Consider the following 24,297-nt stretch of genomic DNA (forward strand, 5'->3'; position numbering starts at 1 on the left):
GCGAACCCGGACGACGGGCCGGTACAACTATTCGGCGCCCGCCGATGTCTCTCTGACGAAGAGAACAACCGCATCAGGGGGAACATCCGTGCACAAGCACATCCGTCATGCCGTAGTGATGGCTGTCGCAGGCGCGCTCAGCGGTGGTCTGCTGGCGTCGTCCGCCGCTGCGGCCCAGCCCGCCGGGACGACGACCGGGACCAAGCGCACGGCCGAGATGACGGCCCAGAGGGTCGAGCCGACCATGTCGGCCAAGTCCAGGGGACCGGCCGCCACCCGCTACCCGGACGACTTCAACGGCGACGGCTACCACGACCTGGCCGTGAGCGAAGCTGACGCGAACCTGGTCGTGCCGGGTACCGCCGAGAAGGAGAACGCGGGCTGGCGCGCCGGCTACGTCACCGTCTCGTACGGCTCGAAGTACGGCGCCCAACGCACCGGCCTGAAGATCATCACTCAGGACAGCCCGGGTGTCCCGGGCAAGGCCGCACTGACCAACGGCTTCGGCGACGTGCTCGCCAACGGCGACTTCAACGGGGACGGCTACGCCGACCTGGCGGTCTCCGCCTCCTGGCAGAGCACCACGACCGACGACAACAGCGGGACGGTCACACTGCTGTGGGGCAGCCCGACCGGCCTCAAGGGCGGAGCGGCGGTCGCCGACCACGCCCCACGGAAGTACGGGAACTTCGGTTCGGTGCTGGTGGCCGGCGACTTCGACGGGGACCGCAAAACCGATCTCGTCATCGGCCACCGGGACCGCCTCGACCTGTTCCGAGGCCCGTTCAGTGCCACCGGGAAGCCGGCTGCCGTCCAGCCCGTGGACCCGGGCTTCAAGGTCGATTACGGCCACTGGGACAGCAAGCGGCTGGCCGCGGGACGGATCAACAAGGACGCGGCGGACGACCTCGTCGCGTTCAACGGCTCGGGCAACGCATACGCCTCCACCCAGGGGCGCGTGCTACTCGGCGGTTCGGCCGGCCTGAAGGCGACACCGACGGTACTGCGGTCCGGCAACCGTCCCGTGATCGCGGACTTCGACAAGGACGGCTACGGCGATATCGCGGTCGGCGACAGTGGCGCCGACTGGGAGACCGAGCGCACCGCGGGCCGCGTGCACATCACCTTCGGCGGGGCGAAGGGCGTGGACACCAGCCGCCGGGTGAAGGTGTTCACCGAGGACAGCCCGGGTGTGCCCGGCACCCCGAAGCAGATGGACCAGTTCGGCTCCGCGCTCGGCGTGGGCGATCTGAACCGCGACGGCTACCCCGATCTGATCGTGGGCGCCCACGGTGAGAACCACCCCGCCTGCGACGACGGCGGCTGCACGGGTAGGCCGGGTGGCGGCATCTACGTCCTGAAGGGCTCGGCCAAGGGCGTGGTCTCCACTGGCGCGGCGTTCTACGGCTACAGGACGAAGGGACTGCCCGTCGTTCCCGCGAAGAGCAAGTTCCGCTTCGGCCATGAGCTCAAGATCACGGACTTGAACGGGGACAAGCAGCCGGAGATCGCCCTCCTCGTCCACGGTGTCGGCCGATCGAACCTGTGGTCGGTCGGTACGAAGAAGGACGGCACGGTCGCCGGCACCGCGCCCACCCGCGCCGTTCAGGCGCCCGTTGACCCGAAACTCCAGTACGACTGGGGCTACGGCTTCACAGCCCTGGCCGGCTGAGCCGTCAACGGGCCACCGCCGCCGGACCGAGTCCGGGGCCTGAGCCGCCATCAGGCCCCGGACGGCGCACCTGTCCCTCGCAAGGGTTCCCGCACCAGGGCGAGGGGCCCGGCTTGTCCAGTCCAACGACATCGCGGTGAACGGTTTGCCTGCGCCGGAGCGGTCGCGACCCAGCAGCCGAAAAAAGAAACGGCCCCTGCCTGCGAAAACACAGACAGGGGCCGTTCTCATCGCGTGGCGGCGCCAGGATTCGAACCTGGGTAGGCTAAGCCGACGGATTTACAGTCCGCTCCCATTGGCCACTCGGGCACACCGCCATGGGATCGCTGCCGGAGTGTCCGCTCTCGGCGGTGCTCCCTGGCAACGACGTAAACAATACCTGATGCGCGGGGGTGCTTCGCCACCGGATTGATCAGCGCCTCGACGGAGTCGGATGGCTAGGCTTGCCGCAGCGGTCCGCCGGAGCCCGGCAGGCCGTACAGGCACCGACACGCCACGATTCGCCCACGACATCAAGGAGCCACAGCACATGGCCGACTCCAGTTTCGACATCGTCTCGAAGGTCGAGCGGCAGGAGGTCGACAACGCCCTCAACCAGGCCGCCAAGGAGATCTCGCAGCGCTACGACTTCAAGAACGTCGGGGCGTCGATCTCCTGGTCCGGCGAAAAGATCCTGATGCAGGCGAACTCCGAGGAGCGGGTGACCGCCATCCTCGACGTCTTCCAGTCCAAGCTGATCAAGCGGGGGATCTCGCTGAAGGCCCTCGACGCAGGTGAGCCGCAGCTGTCCGGCAAGGAGTACAAGATCTTCGCCTCGATCGAGGAGGGGATCTCCCAGGAGAACGCCAAGAAGGTCGCGAAGGTCATCCGAGATGAGGGGCCGAAGGGCGTCAAGGCTCAGGTGCAGGGCGACGAGCTGCGGGTCAGCTCGAAGAGCCGGGACGACCTCCAGGCCGTGATCGCGCTGCTGAAGGGCCAGGACTTCGACTTCGCGCTCCAGTTCGTGAACTACCGCTGACGATCCCCTTTGACCTGCACCAACGCGGTCAGGCTGAGCGAGCAGGGCACAACGGGGGCACATCACCGAGCACGGACTCGACTGCCGCCCTCGTTGTGTCCTCCTCGTCCGGCCACAGATGCGTGTAGGTGTCGACCGCCGCCGCACGCTCCGTGGTCCCCTTCCGCCGTCCGGAACGGGCGGCGGAGCCCTCGCGCACACCGCAGCAGGAACGCCAGCCGCCACAGGCCGAGGTACTGCGCTTGCTCGGACAGAACAGATTCCGCTATCTGCATCACAACGGCGCCCCGTACGCCGTGCCGTACGACGGCCCGCCCGTCGCCGTACCGCTTCGCGCCACCGCCAGTACGGGCACGGGCAGTCTGCGGCAGCGCCTCATTCACGCGTACGTAACTGAGCACAACCGCACCCCCTCGCAGTCCGCGCTCGCCGACGCCGTGGCGGCGCTCGACGCGCTCGCCATGCACGCGGCCGAGGTCGAGCTGCCGCTGCGCATCGCCGCCGACCCCAACGACGGCGTCGTGACATGGCTCGACCTCGGCCGCCCCGATGGGGAGTCGGTACGCCTCGCCCCAGGCGAGTGGGCACTGACCCATCCCGACCCTGAGATCGGGCCCGTATGGCGACGTAGCAGGCTGGTGCGCCCTCTGCCGCGCCCTGACCGGGTAGCGGGTGGCTGGCGCGCGGGCATCGAGGAGTTCGCCGAACTGCTGCCGTTCACCTCCGAGACGCTGCCGCTTGCCGTCGGCTGGCTGCTCGCCGCGCTGCGCCCAAATATCCCGCGGCCGGTCGCGTACCTGACGGGCGAGCAGGGCACAGGCAAGAGCACGTCGGGGCAGATGCTCGCCGGGGTCATCGAGGGCGCCCGCGCTCCCCTGCGCCAGGCGCCCGAGAACCTGCGCGACCTCGGGCCGACCACCGCCGCCGGATGGGTGCTCGCCCTCGATAACCTCTCAGGCTTGCCCGGGTGGTTGTCCGATGCCCTGTGTCGCATCGTCACTGGCGACGCGCAGGTGACGCGCGCTCTGTACACCGACGATGACGTGAACGTGTTGACCTACCAGCGACCTGTACTGCTCACCGGGATCGACCTCGGGGCGCTGCGCAACGACCTCGCCGAGCGGATGTTGCCACTCGAACTCTCACCCATCTCTCGGCACAAGCGGCGCACCGCGGGCGCCTTGTGGGCGGCGTACGAGCAGGCGCATCCGCGCATTCTTGGCGCGCTGCTCGACCTCGCCGCCGGCATCTGGGCCGAACTCCCGTATGCAGCAACTCACTTGACAGAGCGTCCGCGCCTGGCTGACTTCGCCGAACTACTGCACGCCCTCGACCGTGTCACCGGCTGGCGCAGCCTCGACGCGTTCAACGCCACACAGGACGCGCTGAACGAGACGGTTCTCGACGGGCACCCGGTTGCCGCCGCACTGCGTGAGTGGGCCACCTCTCACGCCTTCCCGCACGGCGGCTGGACGGGCACCATGGCCGAGCTACATCGGCTGCTCGGCAGCGACGGGCGCGGCTTCGCCGACGGCTGGCCCAAGACGCCCGCCGTCCTCAGCGCCCGCATCCGCCAGGTCGCCCCCGCGCTCCGCTCCCGAGGTATCCACGTGGCCCGCACCTCGGGCAGCAACAAGCACGGGAAGACATGGGCCGTGACCTACATCCCGCCGTCATGACCCGCCACCCGCCCTCGACGCGCCCCGGAACGGCACCCCGCCGCCCCGGGGCGCAGCCGTCTCTCGGGGGACGCGTGGGGGACGACAGGGGACGCGTCTCGCACCGCGCAGCGTCCCCGCGAAACCCTGTTCCTGCCTGCGGAAACGGACGAACGCCCCCACCAGGAGGACGCGGGGGACGCTCTACCCCCCTCTCCTCTCTGTCCTGATGAGAAGAGGAGGGAAGAAGGGAGAGAGCAGCCCGGAAAGTGCGTCCCCCACGTCCCCGCCGTCCCCCGGCCACACTTCAAAATGTCGCGCTGCGACCGGTCGCGGCCTTGCGCGCGCGGGCGCGCGCGAATACCGCACCCCACTGACATTCGGTGTCGGCTGCGGAGGGGACGTCTCTCGTCAGCAGGGGTCGAGGAAGCGTGCTGCCTCGCGGGCGTCCGGAGCGACGCCGACCGGTGTCCAGGTGCGCCCGTCCCACTCCAGCAGCAGGCGGGGGGCAGCAGGGGCTACGTGGGCGGCGTGGACGCCGGGGGCGAGAGGCAGAACGCGGCGAGTGCCAGCGATCTGCCGATCCGAGGCGCGCTGCCGATCGCGGCGCGCGAACCAGTCGGCTAGCGGTTCATTCTCGGGTTGCTCGCCCACCCTCGCCCTCCTATCGCTGCGCGCGTGGTACGCGGTTGTCTGGTTCGTCCAACCATGGTGTAGCACTGCCAGGCGTGATCGTGAGGCCGAACCTGTCGACTGCTGGCTGTCCCTGCGATTCCCACCAACGGTAAGCCGCTTCTACCTCTGTCCAGAGTTGGCGGGGTCCAGCCTGGTAGACCTCGCCGGGTTCGCCGACGGCTGCCCACCGTACGGCCGCCCACGAACGGTCATTCAGGCTGTAGAACCACGCGGCATGGTTGCCGTCGGGCTGCTCGTAGATGGTGTGGGTGCACGACGGTACGGTGAGGCCGATGATGAACTGGGTGGCGTCGAGTTCCATCGGTCCGATGTCGGCGGAACTACTGTCGGCGGCAGTCCAGTCGGTGACGTAATCGGTGTGCTGCGGCCAACTGCCCCGGTCGTGCCGGTCCTTCATGAATTCCACAGCCCTGGTGAAGCGGCCCGATGCGGTACCGCCATTCACGACGAGACGGACGATGGCGTCACGACTGGTGTAGTGCGTGCCGTAGGGGGCGACGATCACCCCGCCGGGGCGTGTCTGTGCGATCCACGCGGGCGGGATGGCACGCACGGCGTAGGTGGCCAGGATGCGGTCGTACGGTGCTGTTGGCAGGTAGCCGTCGCGTCCGTCGCCGATAACCATCGTGGTGTAAAGGCCCATGCCGCAGAGACGTTCGCGAGCGGCCCGGGATACAGCCGGGTCAAGATCGACGGTGAAGACGCTTCGCCATCCGAGCCTGTGAGCGAGCAGTCCCGCTGTCTCGCCCGCGCCGGTTCCGACATCGAGTGCCTGCATGCCCGCGTCCACGTCGAGATCACCAAGCGCGCCGTAGACAACGCTCGGCATGCTGGCGCTGGACGTCGGCACGTTGCCGGGGGCGGTTCCGCGGTGGGCGCCATCGTCCCATTGGGTAACGATCGGCATGTCGGCATCGGCGTACCGGTGCCAGGCGTCGGGGGCGTCGGACCGGCTGACGGCGGTGGCCTTCCCTGTTTCCATGTTGAAAGGCCACATGAGGTCGGGAAGGAAAGCGGCGCGGTCGACGGCCGCGAACGTGGGTGCCCAGTCTGAGGACATCGCACCCGTCTGGAGCAGGGCGCGCCCCAGCCGAGTACGGCTGGGGCGCTCCTGGTGCTGTTGGGCGGTCACTTGCGGTGGCCTCCATCACCGGGCGGGCTACTGCCGTCAGGGGACGGCGGCGGCGGGGGCGGCGGCGGTTGGATGGGCGCGGGCTTTCCAGAGTGGTTTCCCACTGGATTCTCTCCCTTCGTGGTTTCCATCATGACGCTGGACGGGTGTGCCCTTGCTGGAATTCGGGCGCTCTCGACCCGTCCCAACACCAACCACCACTCACTCTCTGCGGGTTAGGTGGTCGGCGCGTGGTGCGCCCTGCGGCGGGGTGTGCGGGCCCGTGGGGAACGGGTGGGATCGTCCCCGCCGCAGGGCAGTCTCTAGAGGGCAGTTCGAGCACGCTGTTCGGCGCGGTGTATCGGTGACCTGGTGGGGCTGATGTCCGGGCCAGAGACTGATGTACTCATGTCGTGCTCCGTCCATGAGTGGTCGGGAGCCGTGATGGTGGGCGAGCTGGCTGCGTCGCCGACGTGGGGGGGTGCAGATCAGCGCGGGCGGGGCGATGCCGAGGGCGGCAAGGACAGCGACGGCTCGGCCTGGTCCACGGGGCCGGGCGTGCTGGCCCCTCATGACGTCACCTTCGGGTGGGTATCGGGGGTGACCGGCACGGCGGGTTTGAGCGTTGTAGGGTCTGCCGTCCACTCCCACCCGCTCCCGTCAACAGGCCGGAGATGAGCGGTGCGCTTCACCACGCGGTCCGTGGCGCGGTTCCGCTCTACCAAGACACTGCCGAGGATGCCCCGGCGGCCAGTACTGGGGTCGATGACTTCGCGGCCGGCGAGGCGATGCTGCACGCTTTCAAGGCACGTGTCCTGACCTACCACCGGATGCCTCCTTTCGTTGGGGGGCGCTCAACCCGCTCTCTTACGGGAGCCGGGCGAGCGGGTTCCCGTGCCACGCGGGTACAGGTGTTTGGAGATTGCGGCTCCCGAGCGGCTGTGACGATTCGACCGCACCGAGTAGCGTCGGTGTGACTCCGCGGGATGACTCCAACTTGGGGTCACCGTTGGAGGTTTGGCCGTGGCGTCAAAGCAGGCTCACTCGGGGGAGTCGGTATGAGCAGCAATCCGCAAGACCCGCGCGCAGTAGTCGCCGCGTTGCTCGACGACCCGCGCCTACTGTCGGCGTGCGCCGAGCGGGACATGGGCGCCGTGTTCCGACTGCTCAACAAACGGGGCGTAAGCACGCGCCGCCTCGCCGCGGCAGCAGACATCAGTCAGGGGCGTCTTTACGACTACATGAATGGGCGCACCCGAGTTGAAAAGCTGGCGCTGTTCGAGCAGATCGCGGACGCCTTCCACATCCCTGGCCGCCTCCTCGGCCTGTGCCGCCGCGCGTGGGAGCCGCCCGTAGCAGCCGTGCCGCAGCAACGCTCCGACTATGCAGGGCCGGACGGCAATGACCTGACCGCCATGGACGCCTTCCGAAATGCGGACCGCCAGGCGGGGGGCGGGCGCCTGTACGGAGCGGTCGTACGGCATCTCACTGACCGGGTCGCGCCGCGACTGGTCGACACCAGCACTGGAGCGCAGGTGTTCGCCGCTGCGGCGGCACTGACGGAGATGGCGGGGTGGATGGCCCACGACTCGGGACACGATGACCGAGCCGACCGACACTTCGCGCGTGCGCTTCCCCTCGCTCGCGTCGCGGGTGACCTGCCGCTGGCAGCGCATGTTGCCGCCAGCAGTAGCCACTTAGCCCTCCAGACCGGCGACGCTGCGGGAGCGGCAGGCTGGGCACGGAGCGGGCTGGGCCTTGCTGCCCAAGGGCCGAGGATTCCGGCCTTGACCGCGCGGCTGCACACGATGCGGGCCCGAGCTCTCGCCGCAGAGCACCAGCACGCATCAGCCATGCGGGCGCTCGACGACGCTCACCGCGACCTGGAGACGGCGGGTGCGGGTGCGATGCATCCATGGTTGAGTCCGTTCGATGCCGCCGCCCTCGCCAGCGAATCCGCCCTCACGCTGCGGGACCTCGGGCAGTACGACAAGGCCCTTACCGCCGCCGAGCGTGCCGTAGCCCTGCGGGAAGACGGTAGGGCCCGCTCGCTGGCACTGAGCCGCATCACGCTCGCCGCTATCTACGTGCACCGGAGCGACCTTGATGCGGCGGTAACCGTCGGCCATGAATTGCTCATGACCAGCCCGACCCTTGGTTCTGTGCGGGTCGTTCAGGAACTCGACTCCCTTCGGCGGCTGCTGGAGCCCCACCGCGGGTACCTGCCTGTGCGTGAGTACCTGACGCGCTTCGACGACGCAAGGAGGGCCAGAATGCTGCTCCTGGCCGACATCATCCCGCCATCCTCGGGAGGCACACCCGTATGAGGCCCACGGCCCCGAACTCCACCGATCCGGTCGCTTGGAATGCCTATCTGGCGGAGGGGAACGCCACGCAGGCACGCAAGCGTGTAGCCGCTGACGTCCTGCTACGTGATCCCGGCGGCCGCGTGTTGCTGGTGAACCCCACCTACAAGCCGGGGTGGGACCTGCCAGGCGGAATGGCCGAGGAGAACGAGCCTCCGCATGAAGCCGCCGCGAGGGAACTGCACGAAGAACTCGGCTTGGAGATCAGCCCGCGTGTGCTGCTGGTGGTCGATTGGGTGCCCCCGCATGGGCCGTGGGACGACCAGATCGCATTCATCTTCGACGGCGGCACCCTCGGACACGAGGAGGCCGAGGGGTTGCGTCCCCACGACGCCGAACTCTCCGAGATCATGTTCGTCGCACCCGACAAAGCCGCCGCGTTTCTTCAAGATCGCCTCTGCCGCCGCTTCGATGCGGCGATGCGTGCCGCTTCGGCCGGTATCCCTGCGTACCTCCACGATGGTGTGACCGTGATGTAGAAACCTTGCCGCCTACCGCGCACGCACGCCGCCGTGTTGCGGCCAATGCTGTCCGGCTCGGGCGGCCACTGGTCTGTCGGCGTGGCTCGACCGCCGCCACGGCCCCCGCTCGTTCCCGGGACGCTTCCTGAATCCGGGCTACCCGTCCCGCCAGGTCTCCCCCACGCCCCCGATAGCCTGAGCGAGCACTCGCGGCACGAAACGCCAGTGCCCCGGCTGCGCGTGAGGGCACAGCCAGGGCACATGGGCCTAGAAAACCCTGAGAAACGACAGCAACCACTGAGTGTAGTTTTCGCAGGTCAGGGCGCTAATGCTCGCGTCGGCGCAGGTCAGAGGGCCGAGAGGGAAGTTCGTGAACTACCGCTGACCAGGCACGCCTGGCCCCGCATGAGCGTGGCCAGGCGGATCCCTGACGCTCCGGCCGCCGCCCAGGACCTGACCCTGGTACGCGGCCGGATCCGCACCCGGGCCCGCCGGTGGCACACGTGATGTCCGATTACTGCCAGCCCTGCCCGACCCGCAGGTGCAGACTCGGAAGTCGCGAGACGCACGAGGTGAGGACGGAGACACCATGACCGTGTACACGGAGATCGACAGCCCGCTGGGCACCCTGCTGCTGGTCGGCGAGGAGTCCACCACCGCCCTGGGCGGCGTGGCTCTGGTGTCGCTCTCCCTGCCGGGGCAGAAGGGCGCGGCGGTCGTCCGGGACGGCTGGCAGCGTGCGACGGAGGCGTTCGAGGAGATCGCCAGGCAGTTGCGGGCGTATTTCGACGGAGAGCTGAGGAGCTTCACGATCGAGTACGCCCATGCGGTGGGCGGGGGTTGGGGCACCGCGTTCCAGCAGCGGGTCTGGGGGGCGGTGGACGGGATCCCGTACGGGCGGACCGTCACCTACGGGCAGATCGCGGAGCAGGTCGGCGCCTCGGGGGCCGGGGTACGGGCGGTGGGGACCGCGATCGGGCGCAATCCGCTGCTCGTGGTGCGGCCCTGCCATCGGGTGATCGGCGCCGACGGCGCCCTGCGCGGTTACGCGGGGGGCATCGAACGCAAAGAGCGGCTGCTCGGCCTGGAAGGCGCGCTGGCCCCATGACCACCGGGCTGTTTCCGGGAGAGCGCGCCGAGGTTGCGCCTGGGGCGGTGCACATACCCGGATGGCTTACATCACCTTTCGCGAGACGGGGTTCGACGCCTGAGCAGCCGTGCGGTCGGCCGGTCATGCGGCCGCCGTGTGATCGGCCGGCGCCCTCGAGTGGTGCCGATGATGCCTGGATCACACCGGGACTCCGCCGGGAGTTCCCGGTGCGGCGCTCAACGTGAACGTGAGTGGCCGAACAGGATCCGGTAGGCGATCAGCAGAACGAGCGCGCCGCCGATGGCGGAGACCCAGGTGGCACCGTCGTAGAAGTCCTTTGTGATGGGCCGGTCCAGCCAGTGTGCCGATATCCAGCCGCCCACGAACGCACCCGCTACGCCGATGATGGTGGTGCCTATGAAGCCCCCCGGGTCGCGCCCAGGCAGCAGTACCTTGGCGACGATCCCGGCGAGCAGCCCCAGGACTATCCAGCTGATGATGCCCATGCTGTGGCCTACCTCTCCGCACAGGGTGGTGTGCGCGTTGTACGGGTCCTCGCTCTCGGGGACGCTCGGGAGTCGGTGCGCGGTTGCGCTGTCAGTAGGGTGTGGACATGCCACACGAGCTGAGACGGTCACTGGGTGTGTTCGACGCTGTGATCGTCGGGCTGGGTTCGATGGTCGGAGCCGGGGTGTTCGTGGCCATGGCACCGGCTGCCGCGGCGGCCGGCTCCGGCGCGCTGCTGCTCGTCGGACTCGCACTGGCCGGTGTCGTGGCGTACTGCAACGCCACGGCGTCGGCCGGACTCGCGGCCCGCTACCCGGCGTCCGGCGGTACGTATGTCTACGGTCGCGAGCGACTCGGCCCGTTCTGGGGGTATCTGGCAGGCTGGAGTTTCATCGTCGGCAAGAGCGCGTCGTGTGCCGCGATGGCGCTGACCGTCGGCACCTACGCCTGGCCGGACCAGGCGCATGCGGTGGCGGTCGCCGCGGTCGTGGCGCTGACTGCCGTGAACTACCGCGGTGTTCAGAAGTCGGCACGATTGACTCGGTCCATCGTGGCGGTCGTCCTCGCGGTGCTGGCGGCTGTGATCACCTCCTGTCTGGTGTCATCGGCTGCGGATCCGGCGCACCTGGTCTCGGGTGGGAGCAGCGGAGGGGCGGCGGGTGTGCTGCAGGCAGGCGGGCTGCTGTTCTTCGCGTTCGCGGGCTATGCGCGGATCGCCACCCTCGGCGAGGAGGTCCGGGATCCGGAGCGGACGATCCCTCGCGCGATCCCGCTGGCGCTCGGTATCGCTGTGCTGGTGTACTTGGGTGTCGCCATCGCGGTCCTTTCCGTGCTGGGGGCGGATGGTCTGGGTCGGGCGACTGCGCCGCTGGCGGACGCCGTGCGGGCGGCAGGAGCTCAGTGGCTCGTCCCCGTGGTGCGGGTGGGCGCTGCGGTTGCCGCGCTCGGTTCACTCCTGGCGCTGATCCTCGGTGTCTCCCGCACCACGCTGGCGATGGCACGGGACGGCTACCTCCCTCGTACGCTCTCTGCCGTGCATCCCCGGTTCCAGGTGCCGCATCACGCCGAACTCGCCGTGGGGGCGGTGGTGGCGGTCGTCGCCGCGACGGCTGATGTGCGGGGTGCGATCGGTTTCTCGTCCTTCGGAGTTCTTCTCTATTACGCCGTGGCCAACACCTCGGCGTGGACACTTGGTCCCGAATGGCGGGTAGTCGCCACGCTCGGGCTCGTGGGCTGTCTGGTCCTGGCGTTCAGCCTGCCGCTGTCCTCGGTGGTGGCGGGTGGGGCGGTGCTGGCGCTGGGGGCGGTGGCGTACGCGGTGCGGGCGCCGCTCAGTCGAGGACGGACTTGACGCCGTCCGCTTCGATGTCGCCGGCGGTCTCCGCGGATTCGGCAGGGCCGCCGTCGAGCAGCGCCGTCACACCGTCGAAGCATCGGGCGACAGCGGCGCCGTGCCGGGTGAACGCGGGATCGGGCCTCACAGCACCGGGCCCCGCAGGCCCCAGTGTCAACGCGTCGCGAACGGCTGGTCCGTAGGCACGATCTCCTTGCCCAGCGGCAGCAGTGACACCGGGATCAGCTTGAAGTTGGCGATGCCGAGCGGGATGCCGATGATCGTCAGACAGAGCGCGATGCCCGTGACGATATGCCCGAGTGTCAGCCACCAGCCCGCCAGGATCAGCCAGAGCACGTTGCCGACGCAGGACGGCGCGCCCGCGTCATGCCGTTCCACGACGGTGTAGCCGAACGGCCAGAGCGCGTACACACCGATGCGGAAGGCCGCGAGTCCGAACGGAATGCCGATGATCGTGATGCAGAGCAGCACACCGGCGAGGAGATAGCCGAGGAACATCCAGAAGCCGCAGAGGATGAGCCAGATGATGTTCAGGATGGTCTTCATGATCGGCGTCCTGCCATCTGCTCGAGCCGGGCGATGCGTTCCGCCATCGGCGGGTGTGTGGAGAACATCTTCGACAGCCCCTGGCCCGGGCGAAACGGATTGGCGATCATCATATGACTCGCTGTCTCGATCTTCGGCTCGGGCGGCAGGGGCAACTGCTTGGTGCCCGTCTCCAGTTTGCGCAGGGCACCGGCCAGAGCGAGCGGGTCGCCGGTGAGTCGGGCACCGGATGCATCGGCCTCGTACTCACGGGAACGGCTGATGGCGAGTTGGATCACGGAGGCGGCGATCGGGCCCAGGATCATGATCAGCAGGAGACCCAGGAAGCCGGGCCCCTCGTCGTCGTTCGAGCGCCCGATCGGGATCAGCCAGGCGAAGTTGACCAGGAACAGGATCACGGATGCGAGGGCGCCGGCGACGGAGGAGATCAGGATGTCGCGGTTGTAGACATGGCTCAGCTCATGGCCGATGACACCGCGCAGCTCCCGCTCGTCCAACAGCCGGAGGATGCCTTCGGTGACGCACACCGCCGCGTTGCGCGGATTGCGGCCGGTGGCGAAGGCGTTGGGCGCCTGGGTGGGTGAGATGTAGAGCCGGGGCATCGGCTGGCGGGCCTGGGTGGAGAGCTCTCTGACCATCCGGTACAGCGCGGGCGCCTCGAACTCGCTCACCGGGCGGGCGCGCATGGCGCGCAGCGCCAGCTTGTCGCTGTTCCAGTACGCGTACGCGTTCGTCCCGATCGCCACCAGGAGGGCGACGATCAGGCCCGTACGGCCGAAGAAGCTGCCGATGACGATGATGAGGGCGGACAAGCCCCCGAGGAGAACGGCGGTCCTCAGCCCGTTGTGCCGGCGGTGCACGGTACGCCCTCCAGATGGTGCGGCAGGGGAACCCTCTGCTGGTCGTGGTCCGTCTCCAGTGGACCCTCCCGTACTGGTCAACGCCAGGCGAGAGCCACGGGTTCCCTTGCCCCCGGGGGCGGCGCACTGCTCCGTTCGGGTGATGCTCCGGCCGGGGCGCCACCCGGCATCCCGCAGGGGTCAGCGCTGGGCGGGCAGCAGTCCGGCCTTCTGCAGGGCCTCACGGACGGGCTCGACCTCGCTGGTGCAGTGCGCGCAGCGGCTCGCGATCGCCGGGATCTCGGTGTAGCAGCGGGGGCAGTCGCGCACGGCCGCCTTGATGCTGAACGGCTCGTCCTTGGTGAAGCGGTTCTGCACCTTCGTCATCGGGAGCACGACACAGAAGTAGAGCACCGCGGCGGTGATCAGGAAGGCGATCGCGGCGCTGATGAACAACCCGTAGGGGAACTCCACGCCCTGGACCTCGAAGACCGCCTCACTGTAGTCCCCTGTGCCCTCGGTGGCGACGCCGATCAGCGGAATGACGAAGGCGTCGCTGAAGCCGGTGACGACCGCCGTGAAGGCCGCTCCGACGGCCAGTCCGATCGCCATCGAGATCACGTTTCCACGGAGGATGAAATCCTTGAATCCGCTCAGCACTACCGGGTCTCCCTTGCTCTGTACGGTGTCCTTGCGCGCTGGACACGGTGCCGGGTTGGGGGCCCGCTTGTCGAACCCCGTCCGCCTGCCCCGTTCATGCGCTCATACGACCCTCAGAAGAGATTGGTCGTAGCGAAACGCAGCACCAGCTGGGGCCAGCCCGACAGCAGGACGCCCGCTGCGGCCGTGACCGCGATCGCGGCCATGACCAGCGCCGGAGCCCCGTGGCGCACCGGCACGGCCGCCGCGAGGTCTCCGGGGGCTCCGCTCACCGCCTCCGCCGAGGCACCGGTCTCGGCGCCCTCGGGGGCGCGGAACAGCAACGCGGTCCAGCGCAGGTAGTAGTAGAGCGCGATCACCACGTTCACGGCCATGATCACCGCGAGCCAGCCGAGCCCGGCGTCCACCGCCGCCGAGAACACCGTGACCTTGGCGAACAGGCCGATGACACCGGGCGGCAGCCCCGCCAGGCACAGCAGGAAGAACCCCATGACCAGGGCGGTCACCGGACGGGTGGCGTAGAGGCCGCGATAGTCGGCGATCCGGTTCCGCGGGCTGGTTCGGGCGACCAGCGCGACCACGGCGAAGGCGCCGAGGTTGACGATCGCGTACATCAGGGCGTAGGCGACGGTGGAGCCGATCTGGTCGTCGCTTGAGTACGCGGCGGCCGCGATCGGCACCAGGATGTAGCCGGCCTGCGCCACCGACGACCAGGCGAGCAGCCGCACCGCGCTCCAGGAGCGTGCGGCCGACTGGCGTACGGCCGCCACATTGCCGACGGTCATCGTCAGCGCCGCGAAGACGGCCAGGGCGGGGCCCCAGATGTCGGCGTAGGCGGGGAAGGCGATGACGGTCACCAGAACGAGCCCCGAGAAGCCGACGGCCTTGCCGACCACCGAGAGGTAGGCGGCCACGGGCAGCGGCGCGCCCACATAGGTGTCGGGCACCCAGAAGTGGAAGGGCACGGCGGCGGTCTTGAAGGCGAATCCCACGAGGGTGAGGGCGACACCGGCCTGCGCCAGGACCTCCAGCTGTCCGGGAACGTCGTCGAGACGTCCGGCGATCCGGGTGAGGTGCATGCTTCCGGTCGTCGCGTAGACGAAGCTCACCCCCAGCAGCATCACCGCGGTGGCGGTGACCGAGGAGAGGAAGAACTTCAGCGCCGCCTCGCTCGACAACCGGTCGCCGCGCCGCAGGCCGACAAGGGCGAACGCGGGCAGCGAGGCGACTTCGAGTGCGACGACCAGGGTGGCCAGGTCGCGCGAGGCGGGCAGCAGGGCGGCACCGGCGGCCGAAGACAGCAGCAGGAACCAGTACTCCCCCGCGGGCAGCCGCTTCCTGGTCTCCGTGACCGAGAGCAGCGCGGTGAGCAGCGCGCCTCCGAGCACCAGGAGCTGGATGACCAGGGCGAAACGGTCCGCCGTGTAGCTGCACGCGTCAGGGGCCGTGGTGAGGCAGAACGTGGAGCGGTCGCCCTTGCGCAGCGGGGCCAGGGACAGCACGGCGGCGGCAAGGCCGGCGATGGCCCCGTAGCCCAGGTACGCCTTCTTCGAGTCGGGCACGAAGAGGTCGGCCACCAGGATGGCCAGACCGACGACGGCGGCGATGGTCGGCGGGGCGATGGCGAGCCAGTCGACCGACTGGACCAGGGAGGACGCGGCGGGCTCGGCAGACGCGGCCCGCCCGACAGGGGTCGCGGCGAGCACATGCGTGGTGGCCAGGGGTGCCAGAGGGGTCATGCCTTTCCTCCCGCGAGGAGCTTCTGCACGGCCGGGTCGGTGAGACCGAGGAGGACCGCGGGCCAGAGTCCGGCGATGACGGTGAGGGCGACGAGCGGGGTCCAGGCGGCGAATTCGTAGCCCCGGACATCGGCGAACTCGGCGGGTCCCGACTCCCCCGCGGGCTTGGTGCCGCCCATGCAGACCCGCCGGACGACCATGAGCAGATACGCGGCCGTGAGCAGGGTGCCGAGGCCGCCGATCACCATGAAGGTGAGGAAGGCAGGGCGACTGAGGCCGGGCGCGGGGTCGAAGGCGGCGAACAGGGCCAGCATCTCGCCCCAGAACCCGGCAAGCCCCGGCAGACCGAGGGAGGCGACGGCGGCGAAGGCCAGCAGGCCCCCGAGGCGGGGCGCGCGTCCGTACAGCGCGGCGCCGGTGGCTCCGGCCAGTGCGTCCAGGTCAGCGGTGCCGTAGCGGTCCTTGATAGCGCCGACCAGGAAGAAGAGCAGGCCGGTGATCAGGCCGTGGGCGATGTTGGCGAACAGCGCGCCGTTGACGCCGGTGGCGGTCATGGTCGCGATGCCGAGGAGGACGAAACCCATGTGGCCGACGGAGGAGTACGCGATCAGCCGCTTGAAGTCGCCCTTGCTGCCTGGCCTGGCCAGGGCGAGGCAGGCCAGCGAACCGTAGATGATCCCGGCGACGGCGAAGGCCGCGAGATAGGGGGCGAAGACCTGCATACCGTCAGGCGCGACCGGAAGAACGATACGAACAAAACCGTATGTGCCCATCTTCAGCAGGACACCGGCCAGCATGACGGAGCCGACGGTCGGGGCAGCGGTGTGGGCGTCCGGGAGCCAGCTGTGCAGGGGCCACATCGGGGTCTTCACAGCGAGCCCGACACCGATCGCGAAAACGGCGATGAGCTGCACGGATGTACTCAGTCCGCGGCCGTTGTCAGTGGCGAGTGCCACCATGTCGAACGTGCCGGCCTTGACTCCGACGAGAAGCAGGCCGAGCAGCATCACGACCGAACCGAGCAGTGTGTAGAGGATGAACTTCCAGGCCGCGGCCCGGCGGCCCTCACCGCCCCAGCGGGCGATGAGGAAGTACATGGGGACCAGGACCGTCTCGAAGGCGAGGAAGAAGAGCAGCAGGTCGAGGACGGCGAAGGTGGCAAGAGTGCCGGACTCGAGGACCAGCAGCAGGGCGACGAAGGCCTTCGGGGACGGACCCGCGGGCATCTTGAAATAGCTGTACAGCGCGCAGAGGAAGGTCAGCAGCGCGGTCAGGACGAGGAGGGGGAGCGAAATGCCGTCGACACCGAGATGGATCCGCACATCAAGTGCCGGGATCCAGCTGATGTCAGTCGTGGCCTGCATCTTCGAGGGCTGGTCGTGGTCGAAGCCGAGCGTGAGGACGACGGCGACGGCGAGGATGACACCGGTGACGGTCACCCCGTGCCGGAGCACAGCCTGCTCGGGCGACTTCCCCTTCAGCCCGGGAGGGGCGGGCAGCAGCGCGGCGGCGGCGCCGATGAGCGGGCCGACGACGATGAACGCGAGAAGGAACTGCATCACGGATTCGCTGATATCGATCACGGCTCACACTCCGGCGGCGACGAGTACGGCGGCGATCGCCAGGACGACGGAGCCGGCCAGCAGGGCGCTGAGGTAGGTCTGCACATTGCCGGTCTGGGCACGGCGGACGAGCCACCCCAGCCAGTTGGTGCCGGTACCGGCGGCGCGCACATAGGTGTCGATGACCTCGCGGTCCAGGAAGCGGACCAGTTCGGCGCCAGCCAGGACGGGGCGGACGAGCAGAGTGCGGTAGACGGCGTCCAGGTGGAAGCCCGAGGCCGCGGGGCGGTGCAGCGGGCCGAGAAGCAGTCGACCGGGGTCGGCGGGGTCGTCCGCCGGGTGCGGCAGATGCAGGGCTTCCGCCTCCACGAGGCCGGGCTCGGCGTCCGGATGGGCGACCACCTGCGGTTGCTCGGTGGCGGCTGCGGCAGCCCGGGACCGAGCAGCCATGGCCGTGGTGTGGCGCCAGGTGCCGTAAGTCACCAGCGCGCCGACCAGGGCGACACCGGTGCCGAGCACCGCGGTGGCGAGCGTCGGGGTGAGCGAGCGCCCGTCGAACCAGTCGTCGATGAACACCGCGCTCAATCCGAAGCCGAGTGACGGGGCCGCGAGCACCCAGAGCACGGCGTTCATGGCGAGGGGCTGCCTGCCATGGTCCGGGGCCGGTGCGCCCTGGCCGCGGAAGGCAAGCAGCCACAGGCGGGTGGCGTAGGCCGCGGTGAGGAGGGCGGTCAGCAGCCCGGCGACCAGGACGGTCCAGCCGGCACTGGAGGGAGCGAATTCCGACTCGCCGAGAGCGGTGTGCTCGGCGGCCACAAGCACGGCTTCCTTGGAGAAGAAGCCGGCGAACGGCGGAATCGCCACCAGCGCGAGCAGGGCGATGGTCATCGTCCAGTACGCGTCGGGGATCCGCTTGGTCAGTCCGCTCATCCGGGACATGGCGGCGAGTGAGTTGGTGCCGGTGGCATGGATGATCACGCCGGCGGCGAGGAACAGCAGCGCCTTGAAGGCGCCGTGGGAGATGAGGTGGAAGACAGCGGCACCGCGGTCGCCGACGGCGAGGGCGCCGGACATGTAACCCAGCTGGCCGATGGTCGAGTAGGCGAGGACCCGCTTGATGTCGTCCTGGGCGAGCGCGGCGAGCGCCGAGCCGACCATCGTGACGGCGGCCATCACGGCGAGTACGACGAGGGCGGCGGCGGACTCGGCGAAGACGGGCAGCAACCGGGCGATGAAGTAGACGCCGGCCGCGACCATCGTCGCGGCATGGATCAGAGCGGAGACCGGAGTGGGGCCTGCCATGGCGTCGGGGAGCCAGGTGTGCAGCGGGAACTGCGCGGACTTGCCGGCGACACCGGCGAGCAGCAGCAGTGCGACCAGCGTGGGGTGGTCGATGGATCCGGCCGCGACGGCGCCGAGTACGCCCTTGATCTGGAACGTCCCGGCGTCGACGGCCAGGGCGAACAACCCGAAGAGGAAGGGGACGTCACCGAGCTTGGTGACCAGGAACGCCTTCAGGGAGGCAGCGCGCGCCTCGGGCGTCTCCCAGTAGTGGCCCACCAGGAAGTACGAGCAGATGCCCATGATCTCCCAGCCGACCAGGAGCACCATCAGGTCGCCCGAGTAGACGACGAGCAGCATCGCGGAGGTGAACAGCGAAACGAGTGCCGCGTAGGAGGGATAGCGGGGGTCGTCCCGCAGATACGCCGTCGAGTAGATCTGCACGCAGGACGCGACGAGCCCGACGAGCACGGCGACCAGGACCGCGAAGCCGTCCAGGTAGAGAGCGAGGTCGATGGGCACCGAGCCCGTGGGAGTGAGTTCGGTGGACGCCGTGATCGGCTTCCCGCCGCCCTGGCGCACCGCCACCAGTACCGCCAGCGCGAGGGCGGCCAGGGTGGGCAGTACGGCCAGTGGGCGGACGAAGCCGGGTGCGGTGCGGCCGGTGAGCAGCCCGGCGGCGGCGCCGAGGAAAGGAAGGAGGGGTACGAGTACGGCGAGGGTCGTCGTGGTCACGCGGTGGCCTCAGCCTTCTCTGCCGGGGCGGGCTCGACCGCCTCGTCGGCGCCGTGCGCCCCTTCGGCGGTGTCGCGGAGCTTGTCGATGTCCGAGGTGCCACGGTTGCGGTAGACCATCAGGACGATCGCCAGACCGATGCCGATCTCCGCGGCGGCGATGGCGATGGTGAAGAGGGTCAGGGCCTGGCCCGCGTGCACGGCGTCGCGCAGCCATACATCGAAGGCGACCAGGTTGAGGTTGACCGCGTTGAGCATCAGCTCGACGGACATCAGCACCAGGATCGCGTTGCGGCGGGCCAGCACTCCGTAGAGCCCGGTGCAGAAGAGCAGGGCGGCGAGCACCGCGGGGTAGGCGAGATGCATCAGCTCTTCCCCTCTCGGGCGGTGACCGCCTCGCTGCTCGCGCCGGTCACGTCAGCGCCCGCGCCCGTACCGGGGCGGTCGGGTGCGGCGCCGAGGCCGGGCTCCCCTGCCGCGGACTTGCGGGACAGGACGATCGCCCCCACCAATGCGGCGAGCAGTAGGACGGAGAGCGCTTCGAACGGCAGCACCCAGTGCCGGAACAGCATCTCGCCGGAGACCTTGGTCGAGCCCTGGGCGGGCCCGTCGAGATTGATCCAAGTGGTGCGGAAGGCGTCCACGACCACCCAGACCAGCACACCCGCGGAGGCGACGGCCACGACCAGGGCGGCTGCTCGATTGCCCGAGTCGGCGTCCGGGGAGCGGCCGATGGGGGCCTTGGTGAGCATCAGACCGAAGAGGAGGAGGACCACGACGGACCCGACGTAGATCAGCACCTGCACCCAGGCGATGAACTCCGCCGTCAACAGCAGGTACTCCACGGCCAGACCGCCGAGCGCCACCACCAGCCAGAGCGCGGCGTGCACCAGTTGCTTGGTGGTCACCGTGATGACCGCCGCGGCGAGCGTCGCGACGCCCACCAGCACGAAGGCGATCTCGACGCCGCTCGGGGAGAGGAAGCCGTGCGCTTGGGCTGCCGGACTCACGACTGTCCCTCCTCGGTGGTGCCGGGCTCTGCCGCGCTGTCCGGCTCGGCCGTGGCGCCCTCGGCTGCTGCCTGCTGTGCGGCGAGCCTTTCGGCCTCCTGCTTCTCTGCCGTCTTGCGTGCCGCGGCGAGCTCCTTGGGTTCCTCCGCCGCCGGGTCGAGCGCGGGCGGCTCGGGGACCGTCCACATCCAGTCGCGGAGCTTGTCCCGTTCGTGGGTCAGTTCGCGGATGTCGGTCTCCGCGTACTCGAACTCCGGCGACCAGAACAGCGCGTCGAAGGGACACACCTCGATGCAGATGCCGCAGTACATGCAGAGCGAGAAGTCGATCGCGAAGCGGTCGAGGACGTTGCGGCTGCGCTCACGCCCGCCGGGAGTCGCCGCGGGGACCGTCTCCTTGTGGGAGTCGATGTAGATGCACCAGTCGGGGCACTCACGGGCGCAGAGCATGCAGACCGTGCAGTTCTCCTCGAACAGACCGATCACACCGCGGGTGCGGGGCGGCAGTTCGGGCTGCACATCCGGGTACTGCGCGGTCACGGACTTGCGGGTCATCGTGCGGAATGTGACCGCGAGGCCCTTGGCCAGGCCGGATCCGGGGATGGCCATCACTGCATCACCACCTTCACGACGCCGGTGAGGGCGATCTGGGCGAGGGCGAGCGGGACGAGCGTTGTCCAGGCGAGGCGCTGGAGCTGGTCCTCACGCAGCCGCGGATAGGTCACCCGCAGCCAGATCACGATGAACGCGAGCACGGCTGTCTTGAGCAGGGTCCAGGCCCAGCCGAGGCCTTCGGCACCGAACGGACCGTGCCAGCCGCCGAGGAAGAGGACGGTGGTGAGACCGCAGAGGACGACGATGCCCGCGTACTCCGCCAGCAGGAAGAGCGCGAAACGCAGTCCGGTGTACTCGGTGTACGCGCCGAAGATGATCTCGGAGTCGGCGATCGGCATGTCGAAGGGTGGACGCTGGAGCTCGGCGAGACCGGCGACGAAGAAGACGATGGCGCCGACGATCTGCCAGGGCAGCCACCACCATTCGAAGGCGTTCAGGATGCCGGGGAGGGAGACGGTGCCCGCCGCCATGGCGACGGAAGCCGCGGCGAGCAGCATCGGAAGCTCGTACGCGAGCAGCTGAGCGGCCGTGCGCAGGGCGCCGAGCAGCGAGAACTTGTTGGCCGACGCCCAGCCCGCCATGAGCGAGCCGAGCACTCCGACACCCATCACGGCGAGCACGAAGAAGATGCCCGCGTCGACGAGCACTCCGACCGCGCCCTCGCTGGGTCCGATCGGGATGGCGACCAGGACGAGGAGGTAGGGAAGCAGCGCCACCGCGGGTGCGAGCTGGAAGACGCGTCGGTCGGCGTCAGCCGGGACCACGTCCTCCTTCTGCGCGAACTTCACACCGTCCGCGACCAGCTGGGCCCAGCCGTGGAAACCACCCGCGTACATCGGACCGAGGCGGCCCTGCATGTGCGCCATCACCTTGTGCTCGGTCTGCCCGATGACCAGTGGCAGGACCAGGAACACGACGAAGACGACGATCAGCCGCAGGGCGACGTCGAGCGCGTCGTTCATGCGGGGTCGTCTCCTTCGGAATCGGCCCGTGCGGCGTCGGTTCCTTCGGCGGAGCCGTCTGCCGTGCGGGATGGCGGTGACTTGGGGTCGGGTTTCCGGTCCGCCTCGGCCGCGAGCCCGGAAGGTCCTCCACCGTCGGGGCCCGGCTCGGCCTCTGCCGCTGCCTCGGGACCCGGCTCGGTCCGGGACTCGGGGGCGAGCCCCGTCTCAGAGGCGGGCCCTGCGTCAGGAGCCGGTGCGGATTCTCCCGGTGCCGGGGCTCCGGTCGTCTCCGCCTCGGAGGCCGATGCGGAGGTGGCGCCCGCCTCAGGAGCCGGTGCGGATTCTCCGGCCGTCGAAGCGCCCGGCGATTCCGCCTCTGACGTGGCGGCTTCGAACGCCGGGCGAGCGTGGTGCCATGGAGCGTCGGCACTGCGGGGGCGCGGGCTCGCAGCGGGCGGGGCGGGCGGGGCGGTGTCCTCCGCGCGCTGGGTCGACGAGCCCTCGCTCGCGCTGCGGGCCCGACGCGCCGCCGCCGCGGGCGGCTGCTGGCTCGCCGAGCCCTCGGCCGCGGTGCGGGCCCGACGTGCGGAAGCGGGGGACGCTGCCGCCGCGGCCTCGGGGGCGGTCTGACTGGCGGACCCCTCCGCCACACTGCGCGCACGGCGGGCCGGGCGCTCCCCCGTGGCGCCCGCGGCGCGCGGAGTGCGTGCGGGACGGGCCGGGGCGGGGGGGAGCTGGCCCTTGAGCGGTCCCCACTCGTTCGGGTCGGGGACACCGGGCGGAAGCATCTGGCGGCGCTTCGGTCCGCCGTGTTCGGACTCCCCCGGCTCCTTGGCGCCCGGCCATGCCTTGGCGACCCGCGCCGCGAGCACGAAGTCCTTGCGCAGCGGGTGGCCTTCGAAGTTCTCCGGCAGGAGCAGTGGCACGAGGTGCGGGTGATCGGTGAAGCCGACACCGAACATCTCGTATGTCTCGCGCTCGTGCCAGGCCGCGCCCGCATAGACACCGACCGCCGTCGGAAGAGTGGGAGCCTCGTGCGGCACCGTCGTGCGCAGCAGCAGACGGCGGACCGAGTGCTCCTCCTGGCCGGGCGTCCCCAGCGCCGCGACATGCGCGCAGACGCGGAAGCCGGTGCCGGGCTCGTCGACGGCGCTGAGCCAGTCGAAGTAGGTGCAGCCGAGCTCGTCGCGGGCGGTGCGCAGCGCGTCCAGCCAGCCGGTGGCGGGCACGTCCACGGTCAGCAGGTCGTACGCCGCCTCCGCGGTGGCCTCAGGCCCGAAGCGCTCGGCGATATGCGTCTCGAAGGAGCTCACGAGGCGGCTCCCGGGGTGGTGGGCCCCGGAGTGCCGCCAGGGGCGGGAGGCGGGGTGACCAGGCCGCTGCGGAGCTGGCCGGCCGACGCCTGGCCAGGGGCCGCGCCGTACCGCTCGCTCAGCGACTCGCGGGCGATCTTCTCCTGGAGCTTCAGGATGCCCTGGAGCAGCGCCTCGGGCCGCGGCGGGCAACCGGGCACGTACACATCGACCGGGATGATCTGGTCGACGCCCTTGGTCACCGAGTACGAGTCCCAGTAGGGGCCGCCGCAGTTCGAGCAGGCGCCGAAGGAGATGACGTACTTGGGCTCCGGCATCTGCTCGTAGAGCCGCTTGACCGCCGGTGCCATCTTGTCGGTCACCGTGCCCGACACGATCATCAGGTCCGCCTGGCGCGGTCCGGGCGCGAAGGGGATCACGCCGAGGCGGATGAAGTCGTGCCGTGCCATCGACGCGGCGATGAATTCGATGGCGCAGCAGGCGAGCCCGAAGTTGAAGACCCAGAGGCTGTAGCGGCGGCCCCAGTTCAGGACCACCTTCATCGGCTCCGGGGCAAGCCGGGAGAGCAGGCCCAGCTTCCCCCCGCGCTCGGTGACCGGGTCCGGAAGCAGTACGGGCTCGGGAGTCTTCTGTGGGGTCACGTCCATGTGAGGACGCCCTTCTTCCATGCGTACAGCAGTCCCACGGCCAGGAAGCCGAGGAAGATGAACATCTCCACGAGTGTCGTCGCGCCGTATCCGGGCGCGGCGAAGACCGTGGCCCATGGGAACAGGAAGATCGAGTCGACGGCGAAGATCACGTACAGGAAGGCGTACACGTAGTAGCGCACCTGGGTGTGGGCCCAGCCTTCCCCGACGGGGTCTACACCGCACTCGTACGTGAGCAGCTTCTCGGGGGTCGGCACCGCGGGGCGCAGCAGACGGCCCGCGCCGAAGGCCACCGCCACGAAGAGGACTCCGATGACGGCGAGCAGCCCGACGACCGAGTAGCTCTGGAAGTAGTCGGCCGCGAGTACGGTCGGTTCGGTGGGTTCCGGCACGTCCGTCCCTCGCTCCCTACCCCTGCGTTCGATGAATCGTTACGACGACCTGGTGCGATCGACGATCCTTTCGCACGGGAGTC

General features: G+C 69.5%; 24 protein-coding genes and 1 tRNA gene. 7 read left to right on the plus strand and 18 right to left on the minus strand.

Features of this window, described 5'->3' with window-relative positions:
- Nucleotides 1–88: 88 nt before the first annotated feature.
- Nucleotides 89–1,672 carry an FG-GAP repeat protein gene (locus V1460_RS33205; RefSeq protein WP_338677284.1) on the plus strand — a complete coding sequence of 528 codons (1,584 nt, stop codon included), beginning with the start codon at nt 89–91 and terminating at the stop codon, nt 1,670–1,672.
- Nucleotides 1,673–1,907: 235 nt separating this feature from the next.
- Here V1460_RS33205 and V1460_RS33210 read toward each other — a convergent pair.
- A tRNA-Tyr gene (locus V1460_RS33210) sits at nt 1,908–1,989 on the minus strand.
- Nucleotides 1,990–2,201: 212 nt separating this feature from the next.
- On the opposite strand from V1460_RS33210, the gene V1460_RS33215 reads away from it, so the two are divergent.
- Together V1460_RS33215 and V1460_RS33220 are read left to right on the plus strand one after the other, a co-directional pair.
- Entirely contained in the window at nt 2,202–2,690 is a 489-nt protein-coding gene (locus V1460_RS33215) for a YajQ family cyclic di-GMP-binding protein (protein WP_338677285.1), read from the plus strand.
- Nucleotides 2,691–2,818: 128 nt separating this feature from the next.
- On the plus strand, nt 2,819–4,369 hold the full coding sequence (locus V1460_RS33220) for a hypothetical protein (protein WP_338677286.1): 1,551 nt from the start codon (nt 2,819–2,821) through the stop codon (nt 4,367–4,369).
- 390 nt (nt 4,370–4,759) lie between these two features.
- Here the strand turns inward: V1460_RS33220 and V1460_RS33225 are convergent, their stop codons facing one another.
- A complete protein-coding gene (locus V1460_RS33225; RefSeq protein ID WP_338677287.1) occupies nt 4,760–5,002 on the minus strand; it encodes a DUF6087 family protein in 243 nt (80 codons plus the stop codon).
- 10 nt (nt 5,003–5,012) lie between these two features.
- The gene (locus V1460_RS33230) at nt 5,013–5,951 is read right to left on the minus strand and encodes a methyltransferase domain-containing protein (protein ID WP_338677288.1); all 939 of its coding nucleotides are present in this window, start codon (nt 5,949–5,951) and stop codon (nt 5,013–5,015) included.
- 1,262 nt (nt 5,952–7,213) lie between these two features.
- Here V1460_RS33230 and V1460_RS33235 point away from each other — a divergent pair.
- From V1460_RS33235 to V1460_RS33245, 3 genes are all read left to right on the plus strand, one after another.
- Nucleotides 7,214–8,482, plus strand: coding sequence for a helix-turn-helix transcriptional regulator (locus V1460_RS33235; RefSeq protein ID WP_338677289.1), 1,269 nt, complete (start codon nt 7,214–7,216; stop codon nt 8,480–8,482).
- Entirely contained in the window at nt 8,479–9,000 is a 522-nt protein-coding gene (locus V1460_RS33240) for an NUDIX domain-containing protein (RefSeq protein ID WP_338677290.1), read from the plus strand. Before V1460_RS33235 ends, V1460_RS33240 begins: the two co-directional genes overlap by 4 nt.
- A 571-nt stretch (nt 9,001–9,571) precedes the next feature.
- On the plus strand, nt 9,572–10,090 hold the full coding sequence (locus tag V1460_RS33245) for a methylated-DNA--[protein]-cysteine S-methyltransferase (protein ID WP_338677292.1): 519 nt from the start codon (nt 9,572–9,574) through the stop codon (nt 10,088–10,090).
- A gap of 218 nt (nt 10,091–10,308) precedes the next feature.
- Here V1460_RS33245 and V1460_RS33250 read toward each other — a convergent pair whose 3' ends face one another.
- Nucleotides 10,309–10,578 carry a GlsB/YeaQ/YmgE family stress response membrane protein gene (locus V1460_RS33250; RefSeq protein WP_338677293.1) on the minus strand — a complete coding sequence of 90 codons (270 nt, stop codon included), beginning with the start codon at nt 10,576–10,578 and terminating at the stop codon, nt 10,309–10,311.
- A 107-nt stretch (nt 10,579–10,685) separates the two neighbouring features.
- On the opposite strand from V1460_RS33250, the gene V1460_RS33255 reads away from it, so the two are divergent.
- Entirely contained in the window at nt 10,686–11,930 is a 1,245-nt protein-coding gene (locus V1460_RS33255) for an amino acid permease (protein WP_338677294.1), read from the plus strand.
- Here the strand turns inward: V1460_RS33255 and V1460_RS33260 are convergent.
- From V1460_RS33260 to V1460_RS33325, 14 genes are all read right to left on the minus strand, one after another.
- Nucleotides 11,911–12,060, minus strand: a complete 150-nt coding sequence (locus tag V1460_RS33260) for a hypothetical protein (RefSeq protein ID WP_338677295.1) — start codon at nt 12,058–12,060, stop codon at nt 11,911–11,913. The genes V1460_RS33255 and V1460_RS33260 overlap by 20 nt on opposite strands.
- A 26-nt stretch (nt 12,061–12,086) precedes the next feature.
- Nucleotides 12,087–12,479, minus strand: a complete 393-nt coding sequence (locus tag V1460_RS33265; RefSeq protein WP_338677296.1) for a YccF domain-containing protein — start codon at nt 12,477–12,479, stop codon at nt 12,087–12,089.
- Entirely contained in the window at nt 12,476–13,339 is an 864-nt protein-coding gene (gene htpX / locus V1460_RS33270) for a zinc metalloprotease HtpX (RefSeq protein ID WP_338677297.1), read from the minus strand. Before htpX ends, V1460_RS33265 begins: the two co-directional genes overlap by 4 nt.
- 180 nt (nt 13,340–13,519) lie before the next feature.
- The gene (locus tag V1460_RS33275; protein WP_338677298.1) at nt 13,520–13,978 is read right to left on the minus strand and encodes an MscL family protein; all 459 of its coding nucleotides are present in this window, start codon (nt 13,976–13,978) and stop codon (nt 13,520–13,522) included.
- Nucleotides 13,979–14,091: 113 nt separating this feature from the next.
- Nucleotides 14,092–15,717, minus strand: coding sequence for an NADH-quinone oxidoreductase subunit N (locus tag V1460_RS33280; RefSeq protein ID WP_338677299.1), 1,626 nt, complete (start codon nt 15,715–15,717; stop codon nt 14,092–14,094).
- Nucleotides 15,714–17,276 carry an NADH-quinone oxidoreductase subunit M gene (locus V1460_RS33285; RefSeq protein WP_338678310.1) on the minus strand — a complete coding sequence of 521 codons (1,563 nt, stop codon included), beginning with the start codon at nt 17,274–17,276 and terminating at the stop codon, nt 15,714–15,716. Before V1460_RS33285 ends, V1460_RS33280 begins: the two co-directional genes overlap by 4 nt.
- A 27-nt stretch (nt 17,277–17,303) precedes the next feature.
- A complete protein-coding gene (locus tag V1460_RS33290) occupies nt 17,304–19,295 on the minus strand; it encodes an NADH-quinone oxidoreductase subunit L (protein WP_338677301.1) in 1,992 nt (663 codons plus the stop codon).
- The gene (nuoK, locus tag V1460_RS33295; protein WP_338677302.1) at nt 19,292–19,660 is read right to left on the minus strand and encodes an NADH-quinone oxidoreductase subunit NuoK; all 369 of its coding nucleotides are present in this window, start codon (nt 19,658–19,660) and stop codon (nt 19,292–19,294) included. Before nuoK ends, V1460_RS33290 begins: the two co-directional genes overlap by 4 nt.
- Nucleotides 19,660–20,304, minus strand: a complete 645-nt coding sequence (locus tag V1460_RS33300; RefSeq protein WP_338677303.1) for an NADH-quinone oxidoreductase subunit J — start codon at nt 20,302–20,304, stop codon at nt 19,660–19,662. Before V1460_RS33300 ends, nuoK begins: the two co-directional genes overlap by 1 nt.
- Complete coding sequence (locus V1460_RS33305) at nt 20,301–20,915, minus strand: NADH-quinone oxidoreductase subunit I (RefSeq protein WP_338677304.1); 615 nt, start codon at nt 20,913–20,915, stop codon at nt 20,301–20,303. The genes V1460_RS33300 and V1460_RS33305 overlap by 4 nt, the downstream gene beginning before the upstream one ends.
- Complete coding sequence (locus tag V1460_RS33310) at nt 20,912–21,880, minus strand: complex I subunit 1 family protein (protein ID WP_338677305.1); 969 nt, start codon at nt 21,878–21,880, stop codon at nt 20,912–20,914. The genes V1460_RS33305 and V1460_RS33310 overlap by 4 nt, the downstream gene beginning before the upstream one ends.
- Complete coding sequence (locus V1460_RS33315; protein WP_338677306.1) at nt 21,877–23,175, minus strand: NADH-quinone oxidoreductase subunit C; 1,299 nt, start codon at nt 23,173–23,175, stop codon at nt 21,877–21,879. The genes V1460_RS33310 and V1460_RS33315 overlap by 4 nt, the downstream gene beginning before the upstream one ends.
- A complete protein-coding gene (locus V1460_RS33320) occupies nt 23,172–23,822 on the minus strand; it encodes an NADH-quinone oxidoreductase subunit B family protein (protein WP_338677307.1) in 651 nt (216 codons plus the stop codon). Before V1460_RS33320 ends, V1460_RS33315 begins: the two co-directional genes overlap by 4 nt.
- Nucleotides 23,813–24,214 carry an NADH-quinone oxidoreductase subunit A gene (locus V1460_RS33325; protein ID WP_338677308.1) on the minus strand — a complete coding sequence of 134 codons (402 nt, stop codon included), beginning with the start codon at nt 24,212–24,214 and terminating at the stop codon, nt 23,813–23,815. The genes V1460_RS33320 and V1460_RS33325 overlap by 10 nt, the downstream gene beginning before the upstream one ends.
- Nucleotides 24,215–24,297 lie beyond the last annotated feature (83 nt).

Origin of the sequence: Streptomyces sp. SCSIO 30461 (genome assembly GCF_037023745.1) — a bacterium.
In the GTDB taxonomy this organism is placed as follows: Bacteria; Actinomycetota; Actinomycetes; order Streptomycetales; family Streptomycetaceae; genus Streptomyces.